At 47.7% G+C, this 26,190-nt stretch carries 26 protein-coding genes and 1 other annotated feature; of the genes, 16 read left to right on the top strand and 10 right to left on the bottom strand.

What is annotated here, in order from left to right; translation table 11 throughout:
• Nucleotides 1-30: 30 nt before the first annotated feature.
• The 3 genes from HGT73_RS05695 to HGT73_RS05685 form a co-directional block, all read right to left on the bottom strand.
• Nucleotides 31-1,389, bottom strand: coding sequence for an APC family permease (locus HGT73_RS05695; RefSeq protein WP_214212694.1), 1,359 nt, complete (start codon nucleotides 1,387-1,389; stop codon nucleotides 31-33).
• Nucleotides 1,379-1,552, bottom strand: coding sequence for a hypothetical protein (locus HGT73_RS05690; protein ID WP_214212693.1), 174 nt, complete (start codon nucleotides 1,550-1,552; stop codon nucleotides 1,379-1,381). The genes HGT73_RS05695 and HGT73_RS05690 overlap by 11 nt, the downstream gene beginning before the upstream one ends.
• 238 nt (nucleotides 1,553-1,790) lie before the next feature.
• Nucleotides 1,791-2,621 (bottom strand): SDR family oxidoreductase, encoded by an 831-nt coding sequence (locus HGT73_RS05685; RefSeq protein WP_214212692.1) that lies wholly within the window; start codon nucleotides 2,619-2,621, stop codon nucleotides 1,791-1,793.
• 206 nt (nucleotides 2,622-2,827) lie between these two features.
• Nucleotides 2,828-2,947 (top strand) — a sequence feature (His leader region).
• Nucleotides 2,948-3,005: 58 nt separating this feature from the next.
• On the opposite strand from HGT73_RS05685, the gene hisG reads away from it, so the two are divergent.
• The 10 genes from hisG to HGT73_RS05635 all read left to right on the top strand — a co-directional run bounded on the left by hisG (nucleotide 3,006) and on the right by HGT73_RS05635 (nucleotide 11,665).
• The gene (gene hisG / locus HGT73_RS05680; RefSeq protein WP_214212691.1) at nucleotides 3,006-3,905 is read left to right on the top strand and encodes an ATP phosphoribosyltransferase; all 900 of its coding nucleotides are present in this window, start codon (nucleotides 3,006-3,008) and stop codon (nucleotides 3,903-3,905) included.
• A 3-nt stretch (nucleotides 3,906-3,908) separates the two neighbouring features.
• A complete protein-coding gene (gene hisD, locus HGT73_RS05675) occupies nucleotides 3,909-5,216 on the top strand; it encodes a histidinol dehydrogenase (protein ID WP_214212690.1) in 1,308 nt (435 codons plus the stop codon).
• The gene (gene hisC, locus HGT73_RS05670; protein WP_214212689.1) at nucleotides 5,213-6,295 is read left to right on the top strand and encodes a histidinol-phosphate transaminase; all 1,083 of its coding nucleotides are present in this window, start codon (nucleotides 5,213-5,215) and stop codon (nucleotides 6,293-6,295) included. Before hisD ends, hisC begins: the two co-directional genes overlap by 4 nt.
• Complete coding sequence (hisB, locus tag HGT73_RS05665) at nucleotides 6,292-7,359, top strand: bifunctional histidinol-phosphatase/imidazoleglycerol-phosphate dehydratase HisB (protein ID WP_214212688.1); 1,068 nt, start codon at nucleotides 6,292-6,294, stop codon at nucleotides 7,357-7,359. The genes hisC and hisB overlap by 4 nt, the downstream gene beginning before the upstream one ends.
• Nucleotides 7,359-7,952: an imidazole glycerol phosphate synthase subunit HisH gene (hisH, locus tag HGT73_RS05660; protein ID WP_214212687.1), complete on the top strand. Its 594-nt coding sequence runs from the start codon at nucleotides 7,359-7,361 to the stop codon at nucleotides 7,950-7,952. The genes hisB and hisH overlap by 1 nt, the downstream gene beginning before the upstream one ends.
• Nucleotides 7,949-8,686: a 1-(5-phosphoribosyl)-5-[(5-phosphoribosylamino)methylideneamino]imidazole-4-carboxamide isomerase gene (gene hisA, locus HGT73_RS05655; protein WP_214212686.1), complete on the top strand. Its 738-nt coding sequence runs from the start codon at nucleotides 7,949-7,951 to the stop codon at nucleotides 8,684-8,686. The genes hisH and hisA overlap by 4 nt, the downstream gene beginning before the upstream one ends.
• Nucleotides 8,668-9,444 (top strand): imidazole glycerol phosphate synthase subunit HisF, encoded by a 777-nt coding sequence (gene hisF / locus HGT73_RS05650; RefSeq protein WP_214212685.1) that lies wholly within the window; start codon nucleotides 8,668-8,670, stop codon nucleotides 9,442-9,444. Before hisA ends, hisF begins: the two co-directional genes overlap by 19 nt.
• Entirely contained in the window at nucleotides 9,438-10,052 is a 615-nt protein-coding gene (gene hisIE / locus HGT73_RS05645) for a bifunctional phosphoribosyl-AMP cyclohydrolase/phosphoribosyl-ATP diphosphatase HisIE (RefSeq protein WP_214212684.1), read from the top strand. The genes hisF and hisIE overlap by 7 nt, the downstream gene beginning before the upstream one ends.
• Before the next feature lie 135 nt (nucleotides 10,053-10,187).
• On the top strand, nucleotides 10,188-10,970 hold the full coding sequence (locus tag HGT73_RS05640; protein ID WP_214212683.1) for an ABC transporter permease: 783 nt from the start codon (nucleotides 10,188-10,190) through the stop codon (nucleotides 10,968-10,970).
• Nucleotides 10,971-10,972: 2 nt separating this feature from the next.
• Nucleotides 10,973-11,665, top strand: a complete 693-nt coding sequence (locus HGT73_RS05635) for an ABC transporter ATP-binding protein (RefSeq protein WP_214212682.1) — start codon at nucleotides 10,973-10,975, stop codon at nucleotides 11,663-11,665.
• A gap of 52 nt (nucleotides 11,666-11,717) precedes the next feature.
• Here HGT73_RS05635 and gndA read toward each other — a convergent pair whose 3' ends face one another.
• The 6 genes from gndA to udk form a co-directional block, all read right to left on the bottom strand.
• Nucleotides 11,718-13,124, bottom strand: coding sequence for an NADP-dependent phosphogluconate dehydrogenase (gndA, locus tag HGT73_RS05630; protein WP_214212681.1), 1,407 nt, complete (start codon nucleotides 13,122-13,124; stop codon nucleotides 11,718-11,720).
• Nucleotides 13,125-13,286: 162 nt separating this feature from the next.
• On the bottom strand, nucleotides 13,287-14,303 hold the full coding sequence (galE, locus tag HGT73_RS05625) for a UDP-glucose 4-epimerase GalE (protein WP_214212680.1): 1,017 nt from the start codon (nucleotides 14,301-14,303) through the stop codon (nucleotides 13,287-13,289).
• A 12-nt stretch (nucleotides 14,304-14,315) separates the two neighbouring features.
• Nucleotides 14,316-15,224: a sugar phosphate nucleotidyltransferase gene (locus tag HGT73_RS05620; RefSeq protein WP_214212679.1), complete on the bottom strand. Its 909-nt coding sequence runs from the start codon at nucleotides 15,222-15,224 to the stop codon at nucleotides 14,316-14,318.
• Between the two features lie 84 nt (nucleotides 15,225-15,308).
• Entirely contained in the window at nucleotides 15,309-17,141 is a 1,833-nt protein-coding gene (gene asmA, locus HGT73_RS05615) for an outer membrane assembly protein AsmA (protein ID WP_214212678.1), read from the bottom strand.
• A 21-nt stretch (nucleotides 17,142-17,162) separates the two neighbouring features.
• The gene (gene dcd, locus HGT73_RS05610) at nucleotides 17,163-17,744 is read right to left on the bottom strand and encodes a dCTP deaminase (RefSeq protein ID WP_214212677.1); all 582 of its coding nucleotides are present in this window, start codon (nucleotides 17,742-17,744) and stop codon (nucleotides 17,163-17,165) included.
• Nucleotides 17,745-17,779: 35 nt separating this feature from the next.
• Entirely contained in the window at nucleotides 17,780-18,421 is a 642-nt protein-coding gene (gene udk / locus HGT73_RS05605) for a uridine kinase (protein ID WP_214212676.1), read from the bottom strand.
• 224 nt (nucleotides 18,422-18,645) lie between these two features.
• On the opposite strand from udk, the gene HGT73_RS05600 reads away from it, so the two are divergent.
• The 4 genes from HGT73_RS05600 to yegS all read left to right on the top strand — a co-directional run bounded on the left by HGT73_RS05600 (nucleotide 18,646) and on the right by yegS (nucleotide 23,070).
• Nucleotides 18,646-19,266 carry a phosphatase PAP2 family protein gene (locus HGT73_RS05600; RefSeq protein WP_214212675.1) on the top strand — a complete coding sequence of 207 codons (621 nt, stop codon included), beginning with the start codon at nucleotides 18,646-18,648 and terminating at the stop codon, nucleotides 19,264-19,266.
• Nucleotides 19,267-19,333: 67 nt separating this feature from the next.
• Nucleotides 19,334-20,686 carry a molecular chaperone gene (yegD, locus tag HGT73_RS05595; protein ID WP_214212674.1) on the top strand — a complete coding sequence of 451 codons (1,353 nt, stop codon included), beginning with the start codon at nucleotides 19,334-19,336 and terminating at the stop codon, nucleotides 20,684-20,686.
• 107 nt (nucleotides 20,687-20,793) lie between these two features.
• The gene (gene trhP, locus HGT73_RS05590) at nucleotides 20,794-22,146 is read left to right on the top strand and encodes a prephenate-dependent tRNA uridine(34) hydroxylase TrhP (protein ID WP_214212673.1); all 1,353 of its coding nucleotides are present in this window, start codon (nucleotides 20,794-20,796) and stop codon (nucleotides 22,144-22,146) included.
• A 33-nt stretch (nucleotides 22,147-22,179) separates the two neighbouring features.
• Nucleotides 22,180-23,070, top strand: a complete 891-nt coding sequence (gene yegS, locus HGT73_RS05585) for a lipid kinase YegS (protein WP_214212672.1) — start codon at nucleotides 22,180-22,182, stop codon at nucleotides 23,068-23,070.
• Nucleotides 23,071-23,342: 272 nt separating this feature from the next.
• Here yegS and HGT73_RS05580 read toward each other — a convergent pair whose 3' ends face one another.
• Nucleotides 23,343-23,699, bottom strand: a complete 357-nt coding sequence (locus HGT73_RS05580) for a putative T6SS immunity periplasmic lipoprotein (RefSeq protein WP_214212671.1) — start codon at nucleotides 23,697-23,699, stop codon at nucleotides 23,343-23,345.
• Between the two features lie 258 nt (nucleotides 23,700-23,957).
• On the opposite strand from HGT73_RS05580, the gene HGT73_RS05575 reads away from it, so the two are divergent.
• Together HGT73_RS05575 and idnO are read left to right on the top strand one after the other, a co-directional pair.
• Nucleotides 23,958-25,253 (top strand): D-serine ammonia-lyase, encoded by a 1,296-nt coding sequence (locus HGT73_RS05575; RefSeq protein WP_214212670.1) that lies wholly within the window; start codon nucleotides 23,958-23,960, stop codon nucleotides 25,251-25,253.
• A 169-nt stretch (nucleotides 25,254-25,422) separates the two neighbouring features.
• Complete coding sequence (gene idnO / locus HGT73_RS05570; RefSeq protein ID WP_214212669.1) at nucleotides 25,423-26,187, top strand: gluconate 5-dehydrogenase; 765 nt, start codon at nucleotides 25,423-25,425, stop codon at nucleotides 26,185-26,187.
• The last annotated feature ends 3 nt before the right edge of the window (nucleotides 26,188-26,190 follow it).

Raw genomic sequence — 26,190 nt, 5'->3', positions numbered from 1 at the left:
GAAATCGGTTTTTCAGTCTTGATTGGGGAGTTAGATTTCGTCGTGATACTGTGGTACCGCTAAACGGAACCCCTTAGTCACAAAGGCTAAATAAGCAATACCAATTGCTGCCCAAATCAGTCCTAATACCATTGAACTCCTCTCTAAATTTATCCATAGTGCACCCACAGTCAGTGCCCCACATAAAGGTAAAATTAGAAAACGGATATTATCCTTCAATGTGCGACGCAGTTTCTCACGGATCCAATATTGCGAAATCACTGAGAGATTAACAAAGGTGAAAGCGACTAATGCACCAAAGTTAATGAGTGCCGTTGCTGTCACTAAATCAAAGTTAATTGCTAATAATGCGATAGCACCAACTAATAGCACGTTGAAGACCGGCGTGTGGAATTTCGGACTAATATAGCCAAAGAAACGTTTCGGGAATACACCGTCACGCCCCATTACATACATCAGACGAGAAACGCCCGCATGAGCTGCCATCCCTGAAGCCAATACCGTTACACAAGAGAAAATTAAGATACCGAACTGGAAGGTTTTACCTGCCACATACAGCATAATCTCAGGTTGTGAAGAGTCTGGATCTTTAAAGTGGCTCACATCTGGGAAATAGAGCTGTAAGAAGTAAGACACGGCAATAAACAATAATCCACCAATTAATGCGGTAAGGAAAATTGCTTTTGGGATCACACGTTTCGCATCCACTGTCTCTTCAGATAACGAACTAATGCCATCAAAGCCCAAGAACGAGAAACAGAGTATGGTTGCCCCAGTAATCATCGGTACAACTTGTGAATTCTCAGTCCAGAATGGCTTACTACTCACCAATGTCCCTTCACCTGTCCCATGAGCGACACCGTAAATTACCATTCCTACAATCGCTAACATCACCAGTATCTGTAATACAACGATAAGGCCATTGAAGTTAGCAACAGTACGGATACCTTTTAGGTTGGTAATTGTCATAAAGCCGACTAATAAGACGACGAAAATCCATGAAGGGATCCCTGGAATTAACGACTCAAAATAGCTTTTAGCCAGCAATATATTGATCATCGGCATAAAAAGATAATCAAGGAGCGAAGACCATCCCACCATAAATCCTACATGGGGGCAGATCGACTTCTGTGCGTAAGTATACGCGGAACCCGCTGATGGAAAACGATGAACCAGTTTTCCATAACTCAACGCAGTAAACAGAATCGCTATCAGGGCGAAGGCATACGCCGTGGCAACATGCCCACCCGTTAAATTCGTAACAATGCCGAACGTATCGAATAAAGTCATTGGCTGCATATAAGCTAAGCCAATCATCACGACCGGGAAGAGAGTAAGTGTTTTCTTTAAGCTGGCACGTGATTGTGCTGAGGATGCGTTAGTTTGCATGATGTTGCCCCCCTACAGTCGCAATCTCGATGGACTGCACTACAGGGAAACTCCGAGAACGGAGGTAAGGAGTGGCATAGATAACTGGTAAAACAGCGTTAGCGCCGTAGTCATCGCGAAAGCGAGCAGCTGCCGCCACTTGCATAATAGTTGATGGCCCCATTACTTTTCCTCTAAACATACGCTTATGCGTGAAAGGGTTATTTAGTCGACATAAGTCGACCAATAATAAAACACTATAAGTGAGTTTTACTGCAAAAAAATAACCGACGCACGGTTAATAAAAACTGTTTACGTCGGTTATCTCGAATTTTGCAAGCCGCGCATTGTGCCTAAATCTTGCTGTCAAAACAAGCCCTTCTAACTAAAAGCTCAGATTTTTCTCACCCCTACTGAACTCTTCAGCCGACCGGCATGGTAAAAGGATCGGCATAGCGATACTGAAAACCCAAGGTACGGCAAATCGCCTGACCATTCACGCACTTTCCTGACGGCGCATGCGTATCGATCGGTTCAAAGGTCGGTGGAATAAGACCCAACTGTTTTGCGACGCAAGGATAAAACTCATCACGTCTTGGGTGTAATGTCGCAGATAAATTATACGTCGCGCCGGATACTGGGGTATCGAGCAGTAATGTTATTGCGTCAACCACATCGTCAAGATGCACTAAATTAACTGGATGGTGACCATTTTTTAGCCCTGTCCTACCAGCCAAAAAACGCCCCGGATGTCGGTCTGGACCTACCAATCCAGAAAGCCGGAGGATATCAACATCAATACCAGGAAGTTGATGAAGCCATTGCTCCAACGCCACCAAGCGTTTTCCAGCAGGCGTTACCGGGAGTAGCGGGCTGGCTTCGACCACCTCCCCCTCTTGTTCTCCATAAACTGAGGTCGAGCTGGTAAAAATAACGCGTTTCACGCCATAGGCGATAGCCGTATCTACGAGGTTTTGCACTGAATGCACATAGTGTTCACCGCCTTCGCTACTGCGAGATGCCGGCAGCGTAATGATCAGTGTTTCAACAGACATCAGCTGCGCTAACTCTTCAGCATCACAGTCAATATCGGGTGTCATCACTAACTTTACCGCAGAAATACCACATCGCTGAGCCGCAAGAATGCCATCATCAGAGGTTTTTGAGCCTTGCACCTCATTGCCACGTTGACTGAGCGCAAGCGCTAACGGCATGCCTAACCAGCCTAAACCAATAATTGCTATTTTTTTCATTGCAGTCTTCGCCTTTAAAAGTCGTGGTTCAAGGTTAGCGGGAGTCCCCTTACACCACCAGTAAACTTATCTGAGTTTATCGTAAATAAAATTATCTTATGATGATAAAAAAATGGTTGCCAAGGCTTATTAACTCCGCTAGGTTAAATAACATTACTTTTTTCCAAAACTGGATTAAACATTATGAATTTTGTTCAAACCCGCCATCATCACCATCATCACCCTGACTAGTCTTTCAGGCGATGGCGGCTGGAAGACATACAGGTCTTCCACTGGTTTGAACGTAAAAAGCCCTCGGAAGATCGCTCTTCCGAGGGCTTTTTTAATGCCCGTAATAATTAAAATTAGTGACAGACAGAAAAATAAATAACGAGGATTGGTGTAATGTTGGATAACACGCGTTTACGTATTGCAATGCAGAAATCAGGTCGCTTGAGCGATGAGTCCCGCGAACTACTGAGCCGCTGCGGTATCAAAATAAACCTACAGCAACAGCGGCTCATCGCGTTTGCTGAAAACATGCCTATCGATATTTTACGTGTGCGTGATGACGATATTCCCGGGTTAGTGATGGATGGCGTCGTTGATTTAGGTATCATCGGTGAAAACGTTTTAGAAGAGGAAGTGTTGACTCGCCGGGCGCAGGGAGAAGACCCACAGCTTAGCATCCTACGTCGTTTGGACTTTGGCGGATGTCGCCTCTCACTGGCAATGCCGGCAGATAGCGCGTACACCGGACCTGAGTGCTTAGACGGTAAACGTATTGCGACCTCCTATCCTCACTTATTAAAAAAATACTTTGATTCTCAGGGCCTAACCTTCAAATCTTGCCTATTAAACGGTTCGGTCGAAGTCGCACCTCGTGCCGGATTAAGTGATGCTATTTGTGATCTGGTTTCTACCGGTGCCACACTCGAAGCGAATGGTCTGCGCGAAGTGGATGTTATTTATCGTTCAAAAGCAGTCCTGATTCAACGTGCCGGAGAGTTAGAGGCCGATAAACAAGCCTTGGTCAATCGCTTGATGACACGTATTCAAGGGGTTATTCAAGCCCGTGAATCAAAATACATTATGATGCATGCACCCAGCGATAAACTTGAACAAGTGATCGACCTGTTACCTGGTGCAGAACGCCCAACTGTACTCCCCCTCGCTGGCGATCAGTCACGTCTTGCTCTGCATATGGTCAGCAGTGAAACCCTGTTCTGGGAAACGATGGAGAAGCTCAAAGCCCTGGGCGCCAGTTCCATCTTAGTCTTACCGATTGAGAAAATGATGGAGTAATCGATGAGCGCTCTAAACCCTATTGTGTCTTGGCCGACCCTGACGCCCGAACAACAGAATGCGTTGTTACAGCGCCCAGCAATCGCTGCAGCTGGTCACATCACACAAACAGTACAACAGATTCTGACTGAGGTTCGTGAAGAAGGTGATCGCGCACTACAGCGTTTCAGTCAGCAATTTGATCGCGTTGATATTGCACAATTTGCGGTATCGACAGCACAAGTTGCCGAGGCTTGTCAACGTGTGAGCCCAGAGCTAAAAAAAGCAATGTCCGTGGCGCGTGACAATATCGAGACTTTTCATCAGGCACAAATTCTGGCAAGCGTCGATATCGAAACCCTACCGGGAGTTCGTTGCCAACAAGTGACGCGCCCCATTGACGCCGTAGGCCTTTACATTCCTGGGGGCAGTGCACCCCTTTTTTCAACCGTATTAATGTTAGCCACCCCTGCTAAAATTGCCGGTTGCCGCCGTCGGGTGCTCTGTTCTCCCCCACCGATTGCCGATGAAATTCTCTATGCCGCTCAGCTTTGTGGAATTGATGAGATTTACCAAATCGGCGGTGCCCAAGCGATAGCGGCTATGGCCTTCGGAACAGAAACGCTCGCCAGTGTCGATAAAATTTTTGGCCCGGGTAATGCTTGGGTAACGGAAGCAAAACGTCAAGTAAGCCAACACCTACATGGTGCTGCCATTGACATGCCTGCCGGGCCTTCAGAGGTACTGGTTATCGCTGATAGCGGCGCAACGCCGGCATTTATTGCTGCTGACTTACTCTCTCAAGCTGAGCATGGCCCGGATTCGCAAGTTATTTTATTAACGCCTGACTTAGGGATTGCTAAACAGGTTGTCGCTGAAGTTGAACAACAACTGGCGCAATTATCACGTTCGGAAACCGCCGCGAAGGCCCTCGCTTCAAGTCAGATTATTGTCGCCAGCGATCTGGAGGAGTGTTTTGCTATTTCTAACCGATATGGCCCTGAACACTTAATCTTACAACTTCGCGAGGCACGGAACTGGGTTGACAGTATTCGTAGCGCCGGTTCCGTATTCTTAGGGGATTGGTCACCAGAGTCGGCCGGAGACTATGCTTCAGGCACTAACCATGTGTTACCGACTTATGGTTACACGGCCACCTACTCAAGTTTGGGTTTGGCCGATTTTCAAAAGCGAATGACCCTGCAAGAATTAACACCGCAAGGGTTTCTTTCTCTCGCTGAAACAATCGAAATATTGGCTGCTGCAGAACGTTTAGATGCGCATAAAAATGCCGTTACCTTACGGGTCAAGGCACTTAAGGAGTCATCATGAGTGAGCAACTTGCACAACTTGTACGAAAAAATGTCCGCGAACTCATTCCTTATCAGTCGGCACGTCGGCTAGGGGGCAATGGGGATGTATGGCTTAATGCAAATGAATATCCGACCGCTATTCCCTTTTCGCTGACCCAGCAGACCTTAAATCGTTATCCAGAATGTCAACCGGTTGAAGTGATCACCCGTTATGCCCAGTATGCTGGCCTCACGCCTGAACAGGTATTGGTTAGCCGTGGTGCAGATGAGGCCATTGAACTACTGATCCGGGCCTATTGTGAACCGGGGCAAGATACTGTGCTGTACTGCCCGCCCACTTATGGCATGTATAGTGTTAGCGCAGAAACTTACGGCGTAGCCACCCGCACCCAGCGACTCACAACACAATGGCAGCTGGATTTGCCGGCAATCGAACAGCAGCTCGATTCGGTAAAAATTGTTTATCTTTGCAGTCCGAATAACCCGACGGGCAACCTACTCAATGCTGAAGATATTCGTCGGATCCTCACCCTAACCCGCGGTAAAGCGTTAGTGGTGGTCGACGAAGCCTATATTGAGTTCTGTCCTGAAGCCTCAGTAGTCAGTTGGATGAATGAATTTCCACACCTAGTGGTATTGCGTACCCTGTCGAAAGCCTTCGCATTAGCCGGATTACGCTGCGGCTTCACCTTGGCGCAACCTGAAGTCATTCAAACTCTACTAAAAGTGATTGCGCCTTATCCACTCTCCACCCCTGTTGCAGATATTGCGAGTCAAGCATTGAGTGAACAAGGGTTACGTTTAATGCGCGAACGGGTTGCTGAATTGAATACTATTCGCGATACCTTTATCCCCCGTTTCAATGCGTTAGCCTGTGTTGAACACGCTTTTCCCAGCCAGACTAATTACTTTCTGATTCGATGCTATGACTCCCCCACCGTTTTTAAAAATCTGTGGGAGCAAGGGATCATTCTTCGGGATCAAAATAAAAATCCACTTCTCGGCGGTTGCCTGCGTATTTCGATTGGTACCGAGAAAGAGATGGAATGCCTCTATCAAGCACTCGCACAATTTGGTCCGAAGGGAGAACGCCAATGACCAGTAAGATCCTTTTTATTGATCGTGATGGCACGCTTATCAGCGAACCCCCTCTCGATTTTCAAGTGGATAGTCTCGACAAATTGGCTTTTGAGCCCGGTGTTATTCCTGCGCTGCTTGAGTTACAAAAAGCGGGCTACCAATTGGTGATGATCACTAATCAAGACGGTCTGGGTACCGAGAGTTTCCCTCAGGCGGATTTTGATCCCCCCCATAACTTGATGATGCAAATCTTTGCCTCACAAGGTGTTCACTTCTCAGAGGTTCTGATCTGCCCTCACCTCCCTAGTGATAACTGTGCATGCCGCAAGCCTAAAACGCAATTAGTTGAGCAATGGCTGGCAGACGGACAACTTGATAAAACCAACAGCTATGTGATTGGTGACCGAGCCACTGATATTACCCTCGCCGAGAATATGGGTATTCAAGGTATTCGTTATGGACAAGAAGGTGAAGACTGGCCAACGATTGCCGCACGACTGAGTCGAAAAGACCGTTACGCCAAGGTTGTACGCAATACTCACGAAACAAAAATTACCGTTGAAGTTTGGTTAGATCGTGAAGGAAATAATCAAATTGCAACGGGGATTGGCTTTTTTGACCATATGCTTGATCAGATTGCAACCCACGGTGGATGCCGCTTACATATCAAAGCCGACGGTGATTTACATATTGATGATCATCACACGGTAGAAGATACTGGTTTAGCGCTAGGTGAAGCCCTACTCAAAGCGTTAGGAGACAAACGCGGAATTGGACGTTTTGGCTTTACCCTGCCGATGGATGAGTGTTTGGCACGCTGTGCGCTGGATATTTCTGGTCGCCCGTGGCTTGAATATAAAGCTGCCTTTACGCACCAACATGTCGGTGATTTAAGTACAGAGATGGTGGAACACTTCTTCCGCTCACTTTCTTATACTATGGCAGCCACGCTTCATCTGAAAACCAAAGGTAAAAATGATCACCACCGCGTGGAGAGTTTATTTAAAGCCTTTGGCCGAACCTTGCGTCAAGCCATTCGTGTAGAAGGCAATACCTTACCGAGTTCAAAAGGGGTTCTATAATGGATGTCGTGATCCTTGATACCGGGTGTGCCAATCTCTCATCGGTGAAATGGGCGATTCAGCGGTTAGGCTACCAGCCAACGGTCAGCCGTGATAAACATGTGGTATTAGCCGCCGATAAGTTGCTACTCCCTGGTGTGGGTACCGCCCGTGCCGCCATGCAACAACTTGAAGAGCGTGACTTAATTTCACTGATTACCCGTTGTACTCAACCCGTGTTGGGCATTTGCTTAGGAATGCAAATTCTAGGCAGCCACAGCGAAGAACGTGGTGAAATCAAGACATTAGGATTAATTCCCGAGCAGGTTCGCGCCTTAGAGACCGGTGACCTCCCCACCCCTCATATGGGTTGGAATCAAGTGACCGCACACGCCGGTCACCCACTGTTTCGTGATATCGACAAAGAGGCCTATTTCTACTTTGTTCACAGCTATGCAATGCCTGTGAATGAATTCACAATAGCCCAATGCCAATACGGTGAAGCCTTCACTGCGGCCGTGCAACGCGATAATTTTTACGGTGTACAATTTCACCCTGAGCGCTCTGGGGCGGCCGGTGCTCAACTGCTGAAAAACTTTTTGGAGATGTCATGATTATCCCAGCATTAGATTTAATTGAGGGTGCGGTAGTAAGGCTACACCAAGGGGATTATGGTCAGCAGCGTGACTACGGTCGAGATCCGCTCTCTCGCCTACAATCCTACCAACAACAAGGTGCCGAGGTTTTGCACTTGGTTGATTTAACCGGTGCCAAAGATCCTGCCGCTCGACAAATCGGATTATTGTCACAACTGCTGGCCGGTGTCTCAGTCCCGGTACAAGTGGGAGGCGGCATTCGCCAACGTGACGATGTCGTTGCCTTATTAAATGCTGGCGCAACTCGTGTCGTTGTCGGTTCCACGGCGATACGCCAGCCAGAAATGGTTAAAGCCTGGTTTGCAGAGTTTGGTGCGGAGGCAATTGTCTTAGCGCTCGATATTCGTATCGATGAACAGCAACGTAAAGAGGTCGCCATCAGTGGCTGGCAAGAAGCCTCCGGTGTTACCTTAGAGCAGGTGATTGCCGATTTTGCTCCTTATGGCTTACGCCATGTCCTGTGTACCGATATTTCGCGTGATGGCACATTGCAAGGTTCAAACGTCGCCCTCTATAAAGAAATTACCGCCCAATGGCCAGATATCGCTTTCCAATCCTCAGGCGGAATTGGCTCCCTCGATGATATCGCTGCGTTACGGGGCAGTGGCGTACAGGGCGTTATCGTTGGTCGTGCATTATTGGAAGATAAATTTAGCGTCTCGGAGGCAATCTCATGCTGGCAAAACGGATAATTCCTTGCCTTGATGTTCGCGATGGCCAAGTGGTAAAAGGTGTGCAGTTTCGCGATCATGAAGTGATTGGCGATATCGTCCCCCTTGCAGCTCGTTACGCCGCGGAAGGCGCAGATGAACTGGTATTTTATGATATTACGGCCTCATCGGCCGATCGTGTGGTCGATAAAAGCTGGGTGGCGCGTGTTGCTGAAGTCATTGATATTCCTTTCTGTGTTGCAGGCGGAATTAAGTCTGTCGAGGATGCGGCAGAAATTCTTTCATTTGGTGCTGATAAAATCTCAATCAATTCCCCCGCACTCGCCGATCCGAGCCTCATTACCCGCCTTGCTGACCGCTTTGGCGTACAGTGTATCGTCGTAGGTATCGATACTTGGTTCGATGAAACAACGGGAACTTATCACGTTAAACAGTTTACTGGCGATGAAGCCCGTACCCGTAATACCTCGTGGCAGACGGCTGACTGGGTAAAGGAAGTACAACAACGAGGCGCTGGCGAAATCGTATTAAATATGATGAACCAAGATGGAGTCCGCCAAGGCTACGATCTCAAGCAACTTGCAGCAATCCGTCAACTGTGTCACGTGCCTCTTATCGCTTCGGGTGGCGCAGGGACAGAACAGCACTTTCTCGATGCCTTTACCGAAGCCAAGGTCGATGGTGCCTTAGCCGCGTCGGTCTTCCATAAGCAAATCATTAATATTGGTCAGCTCAAGCAGTTCTTAAAAGATAATCAGATAGAGGTTCGTTTATGTTAACGTCTGAAGCGATCGCTACGTTAGATTGGGAAAAAACCGATCATTTACTTCCTGCGATTATTCAACATGCAGTCTCCGGCGAAGTATTGATGCTCGGTTATATGAATCCAGAGGCCCTACAGGTCACGCAAGAAACAGGGAAAGTCACCTTCTGGTCACGCAGTAAACAGCGCTTATGGACTAAAGGGGAGTCTTCTGGACACTTTCTTACTGTGAAACAAATCACCGCCGATTGTGACAGAGACAGTTTACTGATCCTAGCGCTGCCTCATGGCCCGACTTGCCACACTGGAACCTCAAGCTGCTTCTCACCGGCAGCTAGCGATTGGCACTTCCTATGGCAGCTTGAACAATTACTGGCCAGCCGTAAATCAGCGGATCCAAGTAGCTCCTACACTGCGAGCTTATATGCCAGCGGTACAAAACGTATCGCGCAAAAAGTGGGAGAAGAAGGCGTTGAAACGGCACTCGCTGCCACGGTGAATGACCGAGAAGAGCTGACCAACGAGGCTTCAGATTTGCTGTATCACTTGCTGGTACTGTTACAAGATCAAGATCTCGATTTTAGCACTATTATTAATAACCTTCGCCAACGTCACCAAGCCTAACGCCTAGGCGCAGCAGCCAAACGGTGGCTGCGCCTTTCACCTCATACCGAATAAATCCCTTAGCAGTAATAATCTCATTCACAGAGTGATGGAATACTCTGCATACTAACGCCCTTTTCTGTTTGGAGGCAGTGAATGGATTCTCTTAGTGCTGAAATAAAACACAGTTTTCGTCTATTTACCTTGTGGCGAACCTTAGCATGGAATGATGTGGTCAATCGCTATCGGCGATCGGTCCTCGGGCCATTTTGGATCACTCTCAGTATGGCGACGACATTACTGGCGATGGGCCCGCTTTATGGCAGTCTATTTCAGTTATCGCTACAAGACTTTATGCCACATTTAAGTGTAGGGTTAATTTTTTGGTCTCTGTTTACCGGTATGATTATTGAAAGTAGTACTGCGTTCAATGATGCGGCCCATTTTATCCGCCAAACCCCCCTACCTTTTCCACTGTACATCTTAAGAGTCACGTGGCGACAGTTAATTATTTTGCTGCATAACCTTACCGTACTGCCCTTTGTTTTCCTCTTCTTTCCTCCTAGCTGGTCGTGGAATATGCTACTCATTTTTCCTGCACTATTGCTCACCGTCCTCTTTCTGAGCAGTGTTGGATTAATTACCGCCATACTCTGCACCCGCTACCGAGATCTTGCCCCCATCGTTACCAGTGTGATGACCCTGCTTTTCTTTATCACGCCTATAATCTGGCAACTTTCTTTGCTACCGAGCAAACATCAACGGTTAGCTCAACTCAACCCCTTTACGCATTTTATTGAGTTATTACGCGGCACGATCTTAGGGCAATGTCCTTCCATGCTGGCTTGGGTACTGACCAGCTCCTTGGCATTACTTACCGCTCTCATCGCCTGTTTTCTTATTACTAAGACGCGAACACGTATCGCTTATTGGATTTAGCTATGTATATCGACTGTCAGCATCTTAAGATTCAATTTCCTATCTACAACGCCCAGCAGCGATCCATTAAACGCTCACTCCTGACTATCGCTGGAGGTGGGCGGCTTAGCCAATCGCAAGGCGTGACAATGGTAACCGCGCTAGATGATATTAGTTTTTCATTGCAAGATGGCGATCGATTAGCCCTTCTAGGCCATAATGGTTCAGGAAAAACGACCTTACTCCGTGCCTTAGCCGGGGTTTACAGCCCAGTGTCTGGCACATTGAAAACTTCAGGTAAAATTAGCTCTTTACTGGATGCCACATTAGGTATGGAGCCGGAGCTGACTGGCATTGAGAATATAAAATTGCGGAGTCTGCTCTTAGGTATTCCCCCACAACAACTGCCTAGCTTGATTGATGATGTCATCGCATTTAGTGAGTTGGAGGAGTTTATTTATCTTCCGGTAAGAACCTATTCCAGCGGAATGATATTGCGCTTAGCTTTCGCGATCTGTACCGCCCGGGCACCGGAAATTCTATTAATGGATGAGTGGATAAGCGTGGGTGATGCAGCGTTTAAAGATAAGGCCGAAAAGCGGTTACAAAGTTTTATTGATAAAGCCGCCATTTTGGTGATTGCGACCCATGATCCACACTTGGCAAACCGGGTCAGTAACCAGCAACTTCACCTTGAACAAGGTAAAATTCTTTAATAAAAAAAACCAGTGACCGAAGTCACTGGTTGATACGATAACGCGATAGCGATTAGTCTAACCACTCAGTGTGGAAAACACCGTCTTTATCAATACGCTTATAGGTGTGAGCACCAAAGTAGTCACGTTGCGCTTGAATCAGATTCGCTGGCAACACTGCTGAACGGTAGCTGTCATAATAAGCAATAGCGGCTGAGAATGTCGGCATTGGAATACCATTCTGCACAGCATAGCTTACGACATCACGTAATGCTTGTTGGTATTCATCCGCAATATTTTTAAAGTATGGCGCAAGCAGTAAGTTAGCAATTTCTGGATTCTCTGCATACGCATCAGTGATTTTTTGCAGGAATTGAGCACGAATAATACAGCCTGCACGGAAGATTTTCGCCAATTCACCGTAGTTCAGATCCCAGTTGTACTGATCTGACGCTGCACGCAGTTGCGAGAAGCCTTGTGCATAAGAAACAATTTTACCCAGATACAATGCACGGCGCACTTTCTCAATAAACTCTGCTTTATCACCATTGAAGGCAGCTACTTTAGGTCCAGTCAGGACTTTAGACGCGGCAACACGTTGTGATTTCAGGGAAGATAAATAACGCGCGAAGACCGATTCAGTAATCAGTGATAATGGCTCACCAAGGTCGAGAGAACTTTGGCTGGTCCATTTACCGGTACCTTTGTTCGCCGCTTCATCGAGGATCACATCGACTAAGTAATTGCCGTTTTCATCTTTTTTAGTGAAGATATCTTTAGTAATATCAATCAGATAGCTACTTAGCTCACCTTGATTCCACTCACTAAATGTTTTCGCTAACTCTTCGTTAGACAGGCCTAAAGACCCTTTCAGTACCGAGTAGGCTTCAGCAATCAGCTGCATATCACCGTATTCGATACCGTTGTGTACCATTTTAACGTAGTGACCCGCACCGTCTGGACCGATATAGGTCACACAGGCTTCACCTTCCGCACGCGCAGCGATTTTATCAAAAATAGGAGCGACCAGTTCGTAAGCTTCTTTTTGTCCACCAGGCATAATAGAAGGGCCTTTTAATGCACCCTCTTCACCACCGGAAACACCGGTACCGATGAAGTTAAAGCCTTGTTCAGAAAGCTCTTTGTTACGACGAATGGTATCTTTATAGAAGGTGTTACCACCATCGATTAGAATATCACCTTTATCAAGATGTGGCGTCAGTGAAGCAATCGTTTTATCGGTAGCCTCGCCCGCTTGTACCATTAATAGGATACGGCGTGGTTTTTCTAAGGACTCGACGAACTCTTCTACACTGTAGAAAGGTGCCAGTTTTTTACCTGGATTTTCTGCGATGACTTCATCGGTTTTTTCACGTGAACGGTTAAAAATTGAAACAGTGTAGCCACGGCTTTCAATATTTAGCGCCAGATTGCGGCCCATTACTGCCATTCCGACAACACCAATTTGCTGCTTAGACATTACATTCTCCTGTCTGGTAGAAAGCTTACCCATGTGAACATTATGTTCTAGGTTTATTAGCACGTACCTTGTGTTATAAGTTATATAAAAACCTGAACGGGAAATCTATTTTTAACGCACGTTTGATCAAGTCACCCCCACTCAGGTGCTTATTAATCACACTTATTGACCATATCCGTTGGGATTCTTCTGTTGCCAACGCCAAGTGTCGACCATCATTTCATCGATACCCCGAGAGACTGTCCATGCTAACTCTTTTGCCGCAAGTGCAGGATCCGCCCAGAAAGCCGCCAGATCACCATCGCGACGAGGTTTGATCTCAAAGGGGATCGTACAACCTGACGCAAGTTCAAATGCGCGGATCATCTCTAACACCGAATAGCCTTTACCTGCACCAAGGTTATAGGCTCGATAGCCTTGCGTGTTCTTAAGATGATCTAACGCTTTTAGATGGCCTTCCGCTAAATCCATGACGTGAATATAGTCACGCTGACAAGTCCCATCTGGCGTTGGGTAATCACCGCCAAATACCCCAAGCTGTGGCAATTTGCCAATCGCAACTTGTGCAATATAGGGCAACAAATTGTTGGGAATACCAGAAGGATCTTCGCCAATGTCACCAGAAGGATGGGCACCCACTGGATTAAAATAACGTAGCGCAATCGTAGTAAATTGCGGTTCAGCCTTAGCAAAATCTTGTAGCACTTGTTCAATCATGACTTTTGAAGTGCCATAAGGGCTGGTTGTACCGCCGATCGGCGTTGTCTCAACATAAGGGACAGGCGCATTCGCGCCATAGACTGTCGCAGAAGAACTAAAAATAAAATTCCAAATACCCGCGTGACGCATCTCTTCAATCAGCGACAATGTACCGGAAACATTATTTTCATAATATTCTAAAGGCATACGCGTTGACTCACCCACTGCTTTTAACGCCGCAAAGTGAATAACATCAGTGATAGGATACTTCGCAAAAAGAGCCTGTAAACAGGCTCTGTCACGAATATCCCCTTCAACAAACTCAGCCCGACGCCCGGTCAGTTTAGCAACACGTTCTAACGCTTCCGGTGACGCATTACATAAATTGTCCAGTACAACGACATCATCGCCGCGTTGCAGCAAGGCTAATACGGTGTGAGAACCAATATATCCCGCACCGCCTGTCACTAATATTGCCATATTTTTCTCAGTCTATGCCTGTTCGTTAAGAAGTTGTTTGATAGAGTTTCTGAAGGCTTGCCCCAATTGCGGGTTCCGCATACCGTAAGCAACAAAAGCCTGCATATAACCGAGTTTGCGCCCACAGTTATAGCTAATGCCGTGCAGTTCGCTAGCTTCAACAACATCGGTTTGATTCAGTGAAGCAATAGCATCGGTTAACTGAATGCGTCCCCAAGCACCTGGTAATGTTTTTTCCAGATGACTCCAAATTTTCTCAGATAATACATACCGGCCGACAGCAGCCAGCTGAGCATCTTCCGGTAATGCATTTAATTGATCCGGCTTTTCAACAAAATCGACAATTCTCCCTCTATCACCAGCACCGATTAACGGTTTTTCAGTGGTGATCACCGAATATTCCGCCAGTTCATCGCGCGGTAACGGTTGGCATAAGACTTGAGAATGACCGGTCTGTGTAAAGCGTGAAATCATAGCCGCCAAGTTGTAGCGCAGGGGATCAGCACTTTGATTATCTAAAATCACATCCGGCAGCACCACAACAAAAGGATTATCGCCAACAATGGGTTTGGCACAGAGTATGGCGTGGCCTAAGCCTAAGGCTTGGGGCTGACGCACATTCATGATTGTCACACCAGGGGGGCAGATACTTTTGACTTCACTGAGTAGTTGTCTTTTTACCCGCTGTTCAAGCAAGGCTTCTAGCTCATAGGTGGTATCAAAATGGTTTTCAACGGCATTTTTTGAAGCGTGAGTCACAAGGACGATTTCTTTAATCCCGGCGGTGACACATTCGTCAATGATATATTGAATCATTGGCTTATCGACAACCGGTAACATCTCTTTAGGAATAGCTTTGGTCGCCGGCAACATATGCATACCAAGACCCGCAACAGGAATAACGGCTTTTAAATTTTTCATCTTTCATCCATTAGTTAGGGTGCGTGCAAGAGAGTATCAACGAGCGAAGACCCTGTCAGCATAGGGAGAATCTGAAACTCTCCCTTACTGCCCTGACGACGAGTTTTTCGTTTTTTCGTTATCCTTCAACCACTGCTGTACACGGCTCTTGAAATTATTCTTCAATAACCGATCAACCGATAACGCGTATTGTAAATGACTCCAAGGGCCATAGAAACGCAGCGGTATCGGCTCGTTCGCGAGGAGCGCAATCAAGCTAGGATCGCCCTTCCATCCGCGGGTAAGAAGATTAAAGGTAATATCTAAGTTTTTCTGTGCAAAATTAATATTACCCAACGCATTGAGAGAAACTTGGTCATTTTCTCCCTCTAGCGTTGTTAACTGTAGTTGACCTTTAGATAAAGTAAATTGACCCTGCATATTGGGAATCACTGGGTGAATCTTCGGATCGGCGTTCACACGATTACTCGCGCGGGTCACGGCATCAATCACCATTTGCTGGACATTCATGCGAGGAATGTCCAGACCCAGTAATTCAACCGAAGATTGGCCCTGCCACTGGGTAACGATATCCTTACCCTGCAATCCTTGTCCGGTGAATTGTCCCTGTAATGAAATCGCACCGCGTAATACAGAAGGTAACTGCAAGAGAGGCTGCACAATCTCTAAAGGAATACGTTGCACATCGGTTTGCAGTTGCACCTTAGTTAGTTCTGGACGGAAATCGACCTCGCCTTGTAAGCCGAACTGCCCCCCCCCCACCTTACCGGCGAGCGAGTGTAAATTCATCACACCCAATACGTTATGCGCGTCTAGCACTAAATCATTGACGGTAACGCCATGCCATGTCGCTTGGTCAGCAGTTAAGCGACTAGAAATATCGCTCTGATTAAGCCAATCAATAAAGCCACGGTTATTTTTTTCAACAACGACAGGTGTTCGTACGTGGGAGGCTTCAACCCCGTCGCCCCCCGTGCTTTCATGATGAGGCAACGCCGACGGTACAGAAGATAATGACGTATGCGACAGCAGAAGTTGGTCAAAATTGGCTGTTTGTGAATGGAGAGTGAGACCTAATTTTAGTGTCGGAGCTAATGATCCATTGGCTTCACCGCTAAAATCACTGTCGTTGGCATGCAGTGAAAAATTCGTTAGTGCAAAAGCACTGCTCATCGGTGACCACTCGGCATTAAACGAAGTGTCTCCTTCTATCCCCTGTTCCGGTAACGAAACACCTTGCAGTTGATAGTGGCCACGATCGACAGAGAATAATAATTTATAAGGGTAGTGACTTGCATCCATCTGCCCTTCGAGATCGACAGAAAAGGTTTGCTGATTACGCGTCAAGGCAGTCAATAAATGGTAATGCCCGGAACGGGTCTCATCTTGATGAAGTCTAAGCGTGAGGTTACGAAAATTCAGTTGTTCGCCTTGTGGATCTTGCCAAACCAGTAAACTGTTGGTAATTGCCACGCGGGCGATGTCTAACGACCAATGCCCCAGTGTCGGGGAAAGCGAGGAAGGATCATCCGGCGCAATAGGCGTATTGAGTCCGGATTGCGCCGCAGATTCAGGAATAGCTTGGATAACCGCATGGGTAATTAAAATATTACTAATATGCAGTTGATGAGAGAGTAATGGTAATAACTCAACATCTAAGCGCATATTGTCGGCGGTCACCGTAGGCTGTGCTGCACCCGGGGCAGTCAACGACATCGGGCCGCTTAAAATACTGAGTTTCGGCCATACGTGCCAGCGTAGATCACCGTTAAGCACCAGTTGATAACCACTGCGCTTTTTAACCTGCTGAACCATATAACTTTTGAAGTCATTTGGATTGACCAACAGCACTAATGCCGTCATTCCTGCGACAAGCACCGCAATGAGAATGGCGAAGGTGGTTATCAGCTTTCTCATGCCATCTCCCTCTAAGCGAAATTAATCTTTATCGATTCGACTGGCCACCGCACTTTGCTGGTCACGGTATTTAGCATCTTGCCGGCTGTTATAAGGCCGTGCCGCAGGGCCTGATAGCGGCTCGAAACTTAGCGCACCAATTAGCATACCCGGGCGTAAGGCAAGGGGCAGTTTTCCTGAGTTATAGAACTCTAAAACAATTCGACCTTTCCAACCGGGATCGATGCGGTGCGCCGTCACATGCACCATCAATCCTAACCGTGCAAGGGAAGAACGCCCATCCAACCAACCGACTAAATTATCAGGTAACGTCACTGATTCATAAGTGACCGCGAGTGCCAGCTCACCGGGATGAAGAAAAAAGGCTTCGCCTTCCGCCAACACAATCTCTTCACTCATCACACGTTCTAGCGATGCACTCACTGTATCTTTCGGGCCGCTTAAATCGATATATGCTGCGGTATGTCCTTGAAAAGTCCGAAAACCATTACCTAATCGTACATCAACCGTAGCACCATTAATCCGCTCAACAGGAGGACGGGGTTCGATGGCAAGTTTACCTTCGTCCATCCATGCCTCAATGTCACGGTCGCATAATCTCATAGTGGTTCCCTAATAAAAAAGTCGGTAATAAAAACTTACTCAAAGAATTGATTAATCTTAGCTTTTAAAATATCGATAGCAATACGATTTTTTCCACCGCGAGGCACGATAATATCTGCGTATTGTTTAGAAGGCTCAATAAATTGCAAGAACATAGGGCGAACGGTTTTCTGATATTGCTTCATCACCGAATCCATAGAACGTCCGCGTTCGTTGACATCACGCTTCATTCGACGCATTAAACAGATATCTAACGGCGTATCCACAAAAATAGAGAAGTTTAATTCATCGCGTAGACGGGCATCAGTAAGGAGCAAAATCCCTTCAAGAATAATGACTTTTTTTGGGTTTAATGTTTGCGTTTGCGTCAAGCGAGTATGTTCAGTGTAACTGTACATCGGTAATTCAATCGACTGACCAGACTTAATTGCTTGCAATTGATTTAATAATAAATCGTGGTCCATCGCGTTAGGATGGTCATAATTCGTTTTGATACGCTCTTCCATCGTTAAATGGCTTTGGTCGCGGTAATAACAATCTTCGGGGATCACGCCGATGTGCTCGTCCCCTACTTGGTCACGAATTTCACGATAGAGCGTGCTAGCAATTAAACTTTTTCCAGATGCGGATGCACCCGCAATTCCGATAATTACACATTGATGAGACTGGTCAGTCATTATTTTACAACCTGAAACTGAAGCCGAAATACCCGCTATTGATGGCAAGCACTCTAGCTAAATGAGAGGATAAACGCCGGCGATTATAAGGGTTTCACTCAGGTGATGCTAGCAAAAAGCACGGACTTTTAAGCGTTTAGCGCTGTTTTTTTGGTAAGGGTTGGATACACTATCGCGCTGCATTGGCTGAGTGGCAGCTGATCATTATCAACCCGAGAGGATTTATGCACTGGCAAACCTTGACCTATTTTGGTGATAGTATGCTGCTATTACCCAGCGCTGTTGTCTTGGCTTTTGCCCTATTCTACAATACGTTACGCCTATCTCCCGTTATCACATGGTTAGGGACGTTTGGGACTGCGGGACTCGTGGTCAGTATTTCAAAAATTCTCTTTTTAGGCTATTTAATCGGCAGTGCCCGCTTCAACTTTACGGGGTTCAGCGGCCATACCACAATGTCTACCACTTTCTGGCCTATTTTTTTCTGGTTTATTGCTCGCGGATTTTCCATAAAACGCCCTTTGCTGTTTGTGCTGGTTGGTTACCTCTTTGCTCTCATTATCGCTTATTCACGTCTGGTACTGCATGCCCACTCACCCAGTGAAGTAATTAGCGGATTTCTTCTCGGTGCCTGTTGCAGTCTGTTCTTTCTGGCTTTGCAACGAAATATTCCTATGAAAGCGGTGACACTCACTGAATTGTTACTTATCGCTATCTTACCGATATTGCTTGTGCTTAACGGTAAGCCCGCAACGACACAACATTTTCTCGGCACCCTCGCCGCCAAACTTGCCGGTATGGAATCGCCACATACGCGACAGCAATTGTTCTCCTCAGAACAATAGGCAGTTAGCAATTGACTTTATTGCGTAACCCGTTACAGTGCGCCCCTTTTGGTCATAGGGGTGTAGCATGGTAATTGGTTTTGATTATGGTACCGCGAACTGCTCAGTCGCCATTGAGCGCGAAGGTCAGTTCCAACAGCTGCCGATAGCGGGCTCAGATAAATTACTCCCATCGATGATTAGCGCCCCTATTCGTTCCGTGGTCAGCGAGTGGCTATACCGTCATCATGGCGTTAGTTATCAGACTCCCGAAGAGACCGCCCTCTTGCAACAAGCTCTGCGTACCAATCGTGACGAAGATTTACCGGTTAGCGCGCAAAGCGTACAATTCGGGCTCAGTGCGCTCAGCCAATATATCGCCGATCCGCAGGATGTTTGGTTTGTAAAATCCCCTAAATCATTCCTTGGCGCTAAAGGGCTCAAACCCCAACAAATTGCTTTTTTTGATGATGTCGTCTGCGCCATGATGCTGCATATCCGTCAGCAAGCAGAACAACATACCCAGACGCCCATTGAACAAGCGGTTATTGGGCGACCGGTCAATTTTCAGGGAACCGGTGGTGAAGAGGCTAATCAGCAAGCGATCGGTATTCTTCGTAGAGCGGCACTGCGTGCCGGATTTCGTGACGTCGAGTTTCAATTCGAGCCGGTGGCTGCAGGGTTAGAGTATGAATCCCAGCTTACCTGTGAAACCCGCGTACTGGTGGTTGATATCGGGGGGGGAACAACCGACTGTTCATTACTCCTAATGGGGCCGGAATGGCGCGATAAAGCACAACGCAGCGAGAGTTTATTGGCCCACAGTGGCTGTCGCGTCGGAGGGAATGATCTCGATATTATGCTGGCTTATAAGCAGCTAATGCCTTTATTAGGCGCCGGTAGTCCCTCTCGCTCAGGCAAAGCCCTCCCCCTACTGCCGTGGTGGAATGCCGTTGCTATCAATGATGTGATGGCACAAGGTGACTTTTACAGCCCAAGTAGCGCGCAGCAGTTGCAACAACTGGTCAAAGAAGCTCAACATCCCGAACTAGTGACCCGTTTACTGACTTTATGGCGAGAGAAACAGAGCTATCAAATAGTGCGAAGTGCTGAACAGGCGAAGATTGATCTTTCCGTTCAAGACGAAACATGTTGCCCGCTTGATTATCTTGAAAACGGATTAACACATCACTTAACCGCAACAATCTTTCGTGAGGCTATCGAATCCCCTTTACAGAAAATGCTGCAACAAGTGGTCGAAGTTATGCAACAGGCAACAACCGCACCGCAAGTCATCTATCTAACAGGGGGAAGTGCACGTTCTCCATTACTGCGTCATGCTTTAGAGCAGTTGCTCCCTAATACACCCATTATTCAGGGTGATGATTTTGGTTCGGTGACCCTTGGTCTTACCCGCTGGGCTAACACCCTTTTTAGGTAGCCAGATCAAGGAAGTCGTTGTTCAGCATTGTTAGTTGTTAGCGGGATACATAAAATCACCTACTTTTTGCAGGGTTAATAAACCCTGCTTATATGTAGGGCTGTACTATGACCACCGAATTACTTTCTCCCGCCGGTTCCTTAAAAAATATGCGTTATGCGTTCGCTTATGGGGCAGATGCCGTCTATGCGGGACAACCCCGTTATAGCCTGCGCGTAAGAAACAATGAATTTACCCTTGAAAACCTAGCGCTAGGGATTCAAGAAGCCCATCAATTGGGCAAGAAATTTTATGTGGTGAGCAATATTGCGCCCCATAACGCCAAGCTTAAGACCTTTATCCGCGATTTGACGCCGGTCGTCGCGATGCAACCCGACGCGTTAATTATGTCTGACCCTGGGTTAATCATGCTGGTACGCGAACACTTTCCCACCCTCCCCATCCATCTATCCGTCCAGGCAAATGCGGTCAATTGGGCCACAGTCAAATTTTGGCAAGCCCAAGGCATCAGCCGAGTCATTCTCTCTCGTGAGCTATCGTTAGAGGAAATTGCCGAGATCCGCCAGCGCGTCCCCGAGATGGAACTCGAAGTATTCGTGCATGGCGCGCTTTGTATGGCCTATTCCGGCCGTTGTTTACTCTCAGGTTATTTAAATAAACGCGATCCTAACCAAGGAACCTGTACTAACGCCTGTCGATGGGACTATACAGTCACCCCTGCCCAAGAGAATGAGTGCGGTGACATTGTTGAGAGCGCCTCGCCAGCCCCAACCCTTGGCATAGGGCAAACCACCCAACAAGCCCTTCTCTTAACGGATAAAATGCGCCCCGATGAACCGATGAGTGCGACGGAAGATGAACATGGTACCTATATCATGAACTCGAAAGATTTACGTGCGGTAGAGCATGTGCCGCGCCTTATCGAATTCGGCGTGCACTCTTTAAAAATCGAAGGCCGTACTAAGTCCTTCTACTACTGTGCGCGCACCGCGCAAGTGTATCGTAAAGCTATCGATGATGTGCAAGCCGGCAAACCTTTTGACCGCTCGCTCCTTACCACATTGGAAGGCTTAGCCCACCGCGGCTATACCGAAGGTTTTTTACGCCGCCATACTCACGATAGTTACCAAAATTACGAAAGAGGCTATTCGGTCTCCGACCGCCAGCAATTCGTCGGTGAATTTAGCCAAGCGCGCGATCACGGTTTCGCCGAGGTGATCGTTAAAAATAAGTTCCAGTGTGGTGACCATCTGGAAGTCATGACGCCTAAGGGTAACTTCTCGTTTACCCTCGCGACACTTAGAGATAAAAATCACCGAGAGATAACCGTTGCCCCCGGTGATGGTTATCGTGTGTGGCTCCCCATTCCTCCCGACACAGCACTTGAGTACGCATTGTTAGTTCGCCATTTGGAAACGGGACAGACAACACAAGCGCCGCATCGCCAAAATATGGTATAAAGAAGCCTATTTGATTAAGCGAAGGTAACGAGCATGGCTCCAACGTTTCTGATTTTAAACGGCAAAAAAGCCAGTGAACCCACCATTCGTGACGCTGTCACTCAATTGCGCGATGAAGGGATCAACCTACAAGTCAGAGTGACCTGGGAGTTGGGTGACTGCCATCGCTTCATTACGGAAGCCATCGCCGCACACTGTTCAACGCTTATCATCGGCGGCGGTGATGGTAGTCTAAACGAGGCGGTCAATAGCGTAATGCAATTCTCCGAGGATCAACGTCCGCCCCTCGCCGTACTGCCTTTAGGAACGGCGAATGACTTTGCCACCAGTGCGGGAGTCCCGCAACAGCCTGAAGCAGCCCTGCGATTAGCCCTAACTGCGACGGCTCACCCTATCGACCTAGCTTGTGTCAACCAACAGCACTACTTTATCAATATGGCAACGGGCGGTTTTGGAACGCGGATCACCACTGAAACACCCGAGAAACTAAAATCAGCATTGGGTGGGGCGTCCTATTTTCTGCACGGACTTCTACGGATGGACCGATTGAAGCCAGACAGTTGCACCATAACTAGCGAGCAGTGGCAATGGCAAGGCGACGCCTTAGTTATTGCGGTCGGCAACGGCCGTATTGCCGGAGGAGGCCAACGATTATGCCCAGCCGCCTTAATCAATGATCAGCAACTGGCTTTAACTATTATTACCGCCCAAGAGATTCTTCCTTCGCTACTGCATGCCTTAACGAGTGAAGATGAAAATCCGAATATCATCAACCAGCGCGCCAGTGAATTTATCCTCACTAGCGAACACACCATGACCTTTAACTTAGATGGCGAACCCTACAGTGGTACCCGCTTTCACTTTAACGTATTAGGTGAAGCGATCCGCTTTCGCCTACCCAGTCCTTGCCCACTATTGGGCTAATGTTGCAAAAGTGTCGGACGGGGCCGTGCCCCTGTCCAACCTTTAACGCATCAGCATGAGCAATCACCCCCTTGTAACCAGTCTTTTGCCAGATACCCTGCTGGGGCTGCCGATAAGCTGTATCCCGTTCCATGAATGTTGCGCGTGGCGATTCTCAGCTAAGTAAAAGGTGGTGCCCGGCGGAGGTCATCAATCAGGTCTCTCTGCCGCCTGGAGATGCCCTCCTATCATCAATACCGCCTCATAGCCTAGCACTAAGAGCCGTTCGCGCTTTATTCTTTAGGATAAGAAAATTCAGCAATAACTAAATACGGCGCTGACCGTTTCGATTGGACACCATAAGCGACGTTATAGCGCACACCAAATCTAAACCTAAAACCGAACACAGGCAGACACTCCCCCTTAGGAACATAAATAGGCTTGTCATCGAAAATCTCGTGAAGAGAGTCGTTTGTATCACTATTGATTTGAATAGCCGTGATCCGTTGCTGTGGCTCTAGTGGTGAAACCACACAAACTTGCTTATCTTTGATAGATACGGTTGTAAATTTACGATCTATCATTCGATCACCCGGTCCAGGGCATCCGGTTAGGAGAAAAATGGTGGCCAGCCATATCCTATTTTTCATTAAACAGTATTAACCATCGAATATTTCTCAACCATCAATGCGAAAACCTGTAAACACTTGAGGACTATTCAGTAGTGTTATCCATCCCATTTTTGTGGGATAAAAAATCAGTTTTACGTGCTGAGGCTATCTCTTCAGGCTGAGCTGCACAGTGATCGCTTGTCAGTAAGGCTGTGGCCGCAGTATTCTGACTAGTGCTGCAACATAACTCGCCATCCCGCCAATTACCGTTATTTTTTGTAATAAGTGAATAAGATTATGACTGATAAATTTGCTCAGCTACATAGATTGGAAATCGTACAACAACTCGCTGCCCAGACTGCTGTGTTTTGGAATAATCCGCAACAACTGCCTGCTACCGAAGGATTAGCACAGGTAGGATTGACACTAGAAGACGTCCAAGATGCTGCGGCGCGCTTACAACGATTTGCTCCATTGATCGCTGAAGCTTTCCCAGAAAGCCGTTCACGAGGAGGGATCATTGAATCAGAGGTGGTGGCCCTCCCTGCTATGCAACACGCGCTCATGCAACAAGGCTCTTTAGCAGGGAAACTCTGGTTGAAGAAAGATAGTCACCTACCGATTTCTGGCTCGATTAAAGCGCGTGGTGGGATCTATGAAGTGCTCGTTCTGGCCGAAAAGCTCGCTGTCGATGCAGGACTTCTTAGTGAGCAGGACGATTACCGCCGTCTATTATCCCCCGAGTGCCGTGAATTTTTTGGGCGCTATAAAATTGCGGTAGGTTCGACCGGCAACCTTGGGCTATCGATTGGGATTATGGGGGCAACATTAGGCTTTCAAGTTATTGTTCATATGTCAGCGGATGCCCGGGAGTGGAAAAAACAGCGACTGAGGGACCATCAGGTTACCGTGGTGGAGCACGAAGATGACTACAGTGTTGCCGTCGAGCAAGGCCGACAAACAGCGGCTAACGATCCCTACTGTTTCTTTATCGATGACGAACACTCGCACACGCTATTTCTAGGCTATGCCGTCGCTGGCTTGCGCCTCCCCGAGCAATTAGCAGCATTAGGCATTAGCGTTGATCGCGAACATCCGCTTTATGTCTACTTACCCTGTGGTGTAGGCGGTGGGCCGGGGGGCGTGGCGTTTGGACTCAAACTTGCCTTTGGCGATGCCGTACACTGCTTCTTCGCCGAACCGACACACTCCCCCTGTATGCTGCTCGGTATGAGCACGGGCTATCACGATGCCATCTCTGTTCAAGATATCGGGCTCGATAATCAAACCATCGCCGATGGCTTGGCCGTGGGTCGTGCCTCAGGATTCGTCGGACGTGCCATGCAATCACTGATCGATGGCTGTTACACCCTAAGCGACCAACGACTCGCGGACTTACAGCTTTTACTTCACCGCACGGAAAATATTCAACTGGAGCCTTCGGCATTAGCCGGTATGCAAGGCCCATTATGGGTGTGCAGCGACCCAACATCTCAGCTTGATAAAGCCACGCATCTGGTCTGGGCGACCGGTGGCAGCATGGTACCAGACGAGGAGATGCAGCGTTATCTTGCGATGGGGCAAGCTCAATAGTTACCCAATGCCGCGCGATCGCGAGGGAGAAAGCGAGCTTGGCGCACGCTTTGCGTATCATCAATTTGTAAAATCGAAAAACAGTGATATAGATCACATTAACAGCGGTGCGAATCTCGCTAAATAAGCCTCGATTGATTTTACTTGATGATGAATAAGGAAAACTTGCATGAGCCAACTCTTCTCACTGGCAACTAAACGCGCACTCATTACCGGATCAGGACGGGGAATTGGTTTTCTGATGGCGAAGGGACTCGCTGAAGCAGGAGCTGAAGTCATTATCAATGCCACGCAACAGGCCGGTGCGCAGAGCGCTGCCGAGAAGCTCCGCGCACTCGGTCACACCGCCCATGCGGTCGCTTTCGATGTGACTGACTCTCATCAGATTCATCAAGCTATCGACGATATCGAGGCGAAAATAGGTCCTATCGATATTCTGATCAATAACGCCGGTATACAGCGTCGCCGTCCGTTTCTTGAGTTTGCAGAGCAGGATTGGAACGATGTTATCGCCGTAAACCAAACGGCTGTATTCCTCGTATCGCAAACTGTCGCACGCCATATGGCTAAACGCCAGTCGGGTAAGATCATCAATATTGGCTCGATGCAAAGTGAATTAGGGCGTGACACCATTACACCTTATGCTGCCTCAAAAGGCGCAGTCACCATGCTCACCCGTGGAATGTGTGTGGAATTAGCGCGCTATAATATTCAAGTTAATGGCATCGCACCCGGCTACTTCGCTACTGAAATGACGCAAGCATTGGTTGACGATAAAGCCTTTACTGAGTGGCTAACCAAGCGCACACCGGCGGCGCGCTGGGGCAATCCTGAAGAGCTGATCGGCGCCGCCGTCTTCCTCTCCTCGAAAGCTTCTGACTTCGTTAACGGCCATCTCCTGTTTGTCGATGGCGGCATGCGCGTCGCGGTCTAACGC

Origin of the sequence: Rosenbergiella australiborealis, assembly GCF_018494035.1 — a bacterium.
Lineage (GTDB): Bacteria > Pseudomonadota > Gammaproteobacteria > Enterobacterales > Enterobacteriaceae > Rosenbergiella > Rosenbergiella australiborealis.
Note: the sequence above shows the minus strand (reverse complement) of the source record. Positions and strands in the feature narration are given on the sequence as shown.

What these genes read in the sequence shown, in the direction of transcription:
- galE (WP_214212680.1), bottom strand. Translation starts at nt 14,303, where the DNA reads ATGGCAATATTAGTGACAGGCGGTGCGGGATATATTGGTTCTCACACC.
- HGT73_RS05575 (WP_214212670.1), top strand. Translation starts at nt 23,958, where the DNA reads ATGACTGATAAATTTGCTCAGCTACATAGATTGGAAATCGTACAACAA.
- gndA (WP_214212681.1), bottom strand. Translation starts at nt 13,124, where the DNA reads ATGTCTAAGCAGCAAATTGGTGTTGTCGGAATGGCAGTAATGGGCCGC.
- hisG (WP_214212691.1), top strand. Translation starts at nt 3,006, where the DNA reads ATGTTGGATAACACGCGTTTACGTATTGCAATGCAGAAATCAGGTCGC.
- hisB (WP_214212688.1), top strand. Translation starts at nt 6,292, where the DNA reads ATGACCAGTAAGATCCTTTTTATTGATCGTGATGGCACGCTTATCAGC.
- yegS (WP_214212672.1), top strand. Translation starts at nt 22,180, where the DNA reads ATGGCTCCAACGTTTCTGATTTTAAACGGCAAAAAAGCCAGTGAACCC.
- hisD (WP_214212690.1), top strand. Translation starts at nt 3,909, where the DNA reads ATGAGCGCTCTAAACCCTATTGTGTCTTGGCCGACCCTGACGCCCGAA.
- hisIE (WP_214212684.1), top strand. Translation starts at nt 9,438, where the DNA reads ATGTTAACGTCTGAAGCGATCGCTACGTTAGATTGGGAAAAAACCGAT.
- idnO (WP_214212669.1), top strand. Translation starts at nt 25,423, where the DNA reads ATGAGCCAACTCTTCTCACTGGCAACTAAACGCGCACTCATTACCGGA.
- HGT73_RS05690 (WP_214212693.1), bottom strand. Translation starts at nt 1,552, where the DNA reads ATGGGGCCATCAACTATTATGCAAGTGGCGGCAGCTGCTCGCTTTCGC.
- hisC (WP_214212689.1), top strand. Translation starts at nt 5,213, where the DNA reads ATGAGTGAGCAACTTGCACAACTTGTACGAAAAAATGTCCGCGAACTC.
- udk (WP_214212676.1), bottom strand. Translation starts at nt 18,421, where the DNA reads ATGACTGACCAGTCTCATCAATGTGTAATTATCGGAATTGCGGGTGCA.
- HGT73_RS05695 (WP_214212694.1), bottom strand. Translation starts at nt 1,389, where the DNA reads ATGCAAACTAACGCATCCTCAGCACAATCACGTGCCAGCTTAAAGAAA.
- hisH (WP_214212687.1), top strand. Translation starts at nt 7,359, where the DNA reads ATGGATGTCGTGATCCTTGATACCGGGTGTGCCAATCTCTCATCGGTG.
- dcd (WP_214212677.1), bottom strand. Translation starts at nt 17,744, where the DNA reads ATGAGATTATGCGACCGTGACATTGAGGCATGGATGGACGAAGGTAAA.
- HGT73_RS05635 (WP_214212682.1), top strand. Translation starts at nt 10,973, where the DNA reads ATGTATATCGACTGTCAGCATCTTAAGATTCAATTTCCTATCTACAAC.
- trhP (WP_214212673.1), top strand. Translation starts at nt 20,794, where the DNA reads ATGACCACCGAATTACTTTCTCCCGCCGGTTCCTTAAAAAATATGCGT.
- HGT73_RS05640 (WP_214212683.1), top strand. Translation starts at nt 10,188, where the DNA reads ATGGATTCTCTTAGTGCTGAAATAAAACACAGTTTTCGTCTATTTACC.
- HGT73_RS05600 (WP_214212675.1), top strand. Translation starts at nt 18,646, where the DNA reads ATGCACTGGCAAACCTTGACCTATTTTGGTGATAGTATGCTGCTATTA.
- HGT73_RS05685 (WP_214212692.1), bottom strand. Translation starts at nt 2,621, where the DNA reads ATGAAAAAAATAGCAATTATTGGTTTAGGCTGGTTAGGCATGCCGTTA.
- HGT73_RS05620 (WP_214212679.1), bottom strand. Translation starts at nt 15,224, where the DNA reads ATGAAAAATTTAAAAGCCGTTATTCCTGTTGCGGGTCTTGGTATGCAT.
- HGT73_RS05580 (WP_214212671.1), bottom strand. Translation starts at nt 23,699, where the DNA reads ATGAAAAATAGGATATGGCTGGCCACCATTTTTCTCCTAACCGGATGC.
- hisA (WP_214212686.1), top strand. Translation starts at nt 7,949, where the DNA reads ATGATTATCCCAGCATTAGATTTAATTGAGGGTGCGGTAGTAAGGCTA.
- yegD (WP_214212674.1), top strand. Translation starts at nt 19,334, where the DNA reads ATGGTAATTGGTTTTGATTATGGTACCGCGAACTGCTCAGTCGCCATT.
- asmA (WP_214212678.1), bottom strand. Translation starts at nt 17,141, where the DNA reads ATGAGAAAGCTGATAACCACCTTCGCCATTCTCATTGCGGTGCTTGTC.
- hisF (WP_214212685.1), top strand. Translation starts at nt 8,668, where the DNA reads ATGCTGGCAAAACGGATAATTCCTTGCCTTGATGTTCGCGATGGCCAA.